At 72.6% G+C, this 3,576-nt stretch carries 3 protein-coding genes and 3 tRNA genes; all 6 read left to right on the forward strand.

Annotated features, from left to right (window positions below):
• Positions 1-341: hypothetical protein (locus RI554_10840; protein ID MDR9392512.1), on the forward strand; the 341-nt coding region annotated here is incomplete at its 5' end.
• Between the two features lie 38 nt (positions 342-379).
• A complete protein-coding gene (locus RI554_10845) occupies positions 380-1,090 on the forward strand; it encodes a hypothetical protein (protein ID MDR9392513.1) in 711 nt (236 codons plus the stop codon).
• Between the two features lie 79 nt (positions 1,091-1,169).
• On the forward strand, positions 1,170-3,113 hold the full coding sequence (gene dxs, locus RI554_10850; protein MDR9392514.1) for a 1-deoxy-D-xylulose-5-phosphate synthase: 1,944 nt from the start codon (positions 1,170-1,172) through the stop codon (positions 3,111-3,113).
• Positions 3,114-3,180: 67 nt separating this feature from the next.
• Positions 3,181-3,256, forward strand: a tRNA-Asp gene (locus tag RI554_10855).
• Between the two features lie 43 nt (positions 3,257-3,299).
• Positions 3,300-3,375 (forward strand) — tRNA-Phe (locus RI554_10860).
• Positions 3,376-3,394: 19 nt separating this feature from the next.
• Positions 3,395-3,469, forward strand: a tRNA-Thr gene (locus RI554_10865).
• Positions 3,470-3,576 lie beyond the last annotated feature (107 nt).

Here is a 3,576-nt window from a genome sequence, read left to right on the forward strand (position 1 = left end):
CGCCCACCCGGCTGCACCTGACGCACTACGCCACCCTGGAGGGGCACGACGCCATCCAGGCGCACCTCGCCGAGGTGCCGCGCCGCAACGCGGCGTGGGCCGACGTCGTCCGCGCCAGCCTCCGCGCGGGCGAGGACGCCGCGGCGACCGTCCGCCGCCTCGAAGCGCTCGAGGACGCCGAACTCGACGCGGTCGGTGCGGACCCCGACCGGCGCGACGACGACCGCCGCTCCAGCGACGCCGCCATGACCGCCGCCGGGTTGCGCCGCGCCCTCGTCCAGCACGAGGGGTTCGTGGATCCACACCGGGAGCCCGGTCGCGGCGCGGCGGGTGCGATGTGAACGCCCCCGGGCCCGCCGCCACGCGGTAGCCTCGCGTCATGACGCCCCGCCGCCCGTCCCGGCCCTCCGCGCGCCTTCGCCCCCTCGCCCTCGCCGGCGCGCTCCTGCTCGCCGCGTCCGCGTGTGCGCCCGCGCCGGTCGGCACCGCCACGGTCGACGTCGTGCCGTCCGCGGAGGCCGGGTACTACCCGACCGCCCCCGGGTCGCGCTGGATCTACCTGCCCGAGGACGCGCCCCTCGACGCCCCCCGCGTCCGCATGGAGATCGAGGGGCCCACCGTGCTCGACGACGGCGTCGCGACCGCCTGGCACCTCGAGGGGCGCGGCCTGGACGTGCGCAGCTACCGCCGCCACGGCGAGGACGGCACCCTCCTCGTGCGCGAGGAACGCCCCGGGACGGTCGTGACGTTCGACCCCCCGATCCGCGAGTGGCCCGCCACCCCGCTGCGCGTGGGGCGCACCTGGTCGGGCGACACCGAGGCCACGATCACGTTCCCCGACGCCGACGCCGAACAGCGCACCGCGACGTTCGACGTGCAGTGGACCTACACCGTCGTCGACGAGCGCGAGGTCGTGGTGCCCGCCGGGCGGATCCCGGTCTTCGTCGTGAACTTCGTGAGCCGCACGTTCGACGACGCCGGCGCGATCACCGAGACGTTGCGCCAGGAGGTCTGGTTCGCTCCGCACTACGGCGAGGTGCGCACCGATCACGGCTTCTTCCTCGTCGAAAGCAACCTCGCGCGCCCCTGAACGCCCCGCGAGCTGCGGTCCGGCTTACCGTCGGCGCGACGCCGCTGCGATACGCTCTCCCCCGAAGGAGCGGTCATTCATGGGACGACTCGACGAGATCCACGCACCGCGCGATCTGAAACGCGTCCCTCGCCACGAGCTGGCCGCCGTCGCCGACGAACTGCGCGAGGAGATCGTGCGGGTTTGTTCGGGCGTCGGAGGCCACCTCGCGTCGAGCCTCGGGGCGGTCGAGCTGACGGTCGCGCTGCACTACCTGTTCGACAGCGAACGCGACCGGTTCGTCTGGGACGTCGGTCACCAGAGTTACGGCCACAAGATCCTGACCGGCCGCCGCGACCGCATGCCCACCATCCGGGCGCACGGCGGCCTCGCCGGCTTCACGACCAGCAGCGAATCGCCGCACGACGCCCTCACGGTGGGGCACGCCTCCACCAGCCTCGCGGCGTCGCTCGGCATGGCGCTCGCGCGCGACGCGCGCGGGGACGACTACCGGGTGACGGCGATCATCGGCGACGGCGCGCTGACCGGGGGCATGGCGCTCGCCGCGCTCAACCAGATCGGGCACGTCCGGCCGAAGATGACGGTCATCCTGAACGACAACGAAATGTCGATCAGCGAGAACGTCGGGGCCCTCAACCACTACATGCGGCACATGCAGGTCAAGCCGTGGCTGCAGCGCGCCGAACGCGACGGGAAGCGCGCCCTGAGCGGCGGGGTGCTCGAGCCGCTCGCGCGCCTCGGGAGCGGCGCGAAGGCCGCCACCCGCCGGTTCTTCGACCCCGCCAGCGACAACCCGTTCCACGCGATGGGGTTGCGTTACGTCGGCCCGATCGACGGGCACGACGTCGACGAGGTGCTGTACTTCCTCGAGCACATCGACGCGCTCGACGGACCCACGATGCTGCACATCGTCACCCGCAAGGGCAAGGGCTACTCCGTCGCGGAATCCGACCCGATCACGTGGCACGGCGCCTCGAAGTTCGATCCCGACCACCCGGTCGCGAAGGGCAAACCGTACGGCTGGTCGAACGCGTTCGGGGACGCCGCCATCCAGCTCGCCGACGGCGACGACCGCGTGTGGGTGTTGACGCCCGCGATGCGCGAAGGCTCCGGTCTCGTGTCCTACTCGAAGCGCCACCCGGAGCGCTACCTCGACGTCGGCATCGCGGAGGACGTCGCCGTCACGACCGCCGCCGGCCTGGCGCTGCAGGGCGAGAAACCGATCGTTGCGATCTACTCCACCTTCCTGCAGCGCGGCTTCGATCAGGTGGTGCACGACGTGTCGATCGAGAACCTCGACGTCGTCTTCGCCATCGATCGCGCCGGCCTGGTCGGGGGGGACGGCGCCACCCACCAAGGGGTGTACGACCTGGCGTACCTGCGGGCGATCCCGAACCTCGAGATCGCCATGCCGCGCGACGCCATCCAGCAACGCGCGATGCTGAAGGCCGCCCTCGCGCAGGGGGGACCCAAAGCGATCCGCTGGCCGCGCGGGTCGGTCGACGCGCCGCCCGAGGCGGAGGTCGACGCGTGGCCCGACGTCGCCTGGGGACGCGCCGAGGTCCTCAAGTCGGGCACCGACGCGTGGGTGTGGGCGCTCGGTCCGACCGTCGGGTACGCCCTCGAGGCGGCGGGGGACGACCCCCGCGTCGGGGTCGTCGACGCCCGCTTCGTCAAGCCGCTCGACCGGGCCCTCCTGGCGCGCCACGCGCAGGAGGCCGACCACGTCCTCACCGTCGAGGACCACAACCTGCCCGGGGGGTTCGGCGCCGCCGTCGCCGAAGCGCTCGCGGACGACGACCTCCCCGCCCGCCTCACGCGCCTCGGGGTTCCGGACGTGATCGTGCCGCACGGCGATCCGGCCCGCCAGCACGAGGAGCTGGGGTACGGCCCCCACGCGATTCGCGCGACCCTCGATCGGGTGTTGGGGGACGCGCCGCCGGTGGAGGCCGACGCCGCCCCCTCGGCGCGCGACGCCGGCGCCGTGCCGGCCGCCGTGGACGCCTCCGCGAAGACCTCCTGAGGTCCGTTGACAGTCTGAGGGAGGATGGGTATCATTCAGCTTGCTCGCAACGCGCGAGTCACGTCGGGGAGCCGTAGTGTAGCGGTTAGCATATCTGCCTGTCACGCAGAAGGTCGCGGGTTCGAATCCCGTCGGCTCCGCCAGACGACACCGGAAGGGCGCCCCCCGCGGGCGCCCTCTCCGCACGGCCGGGTAGCTCAGTTGGTAGAGCATACGACTGAAAATCGTAGTGTCGGCGGTTCGATCCCGCCCCCGGCCACCATACGCTGCTTCGCGTGCGCGCCAACGTAGCTCAGCGGTAGAGCAGCCGATTCGTAATCGGCAGGTCGTCGGTTCAATTCCGACCGTTGGCTCCACCCCGGACCCCCGCCCCGCGCGGGGGTCCGTCGGTACCGGTCGGGGGTGGGGCGGCGCGAACGCGCCGGCGTCACTCGGCGATCGCGTCCATCGTCACGCGTTTCGG

The organism is Trueperaceae bacterium, from assembly GCA_031581195.1.
In the GTDB taxonomy this organism is placed as follows: domain Bacteria; phylum Deinococcota; class Deinococci; order Deinococcales; family Trueperaceae; genus SLSQ01.

What these genes read in the sequence shown, in the direction of transcription:
- RI554_10845 (MDR9392513.1), top strand. Translation starts at nt 380, where the DNA reads ATGACGCCCCGCCGCCCGTCCCGGCCCTCCGCGCGCCTTCGCCCCCTC.
- dxs (MDR9392514.1), top strand. Translation starts at nt 1,170, where the DNA reads ATGGGACGACTCGACGAGATCCACGCACCGCGCGATCTGAAACGCGTC.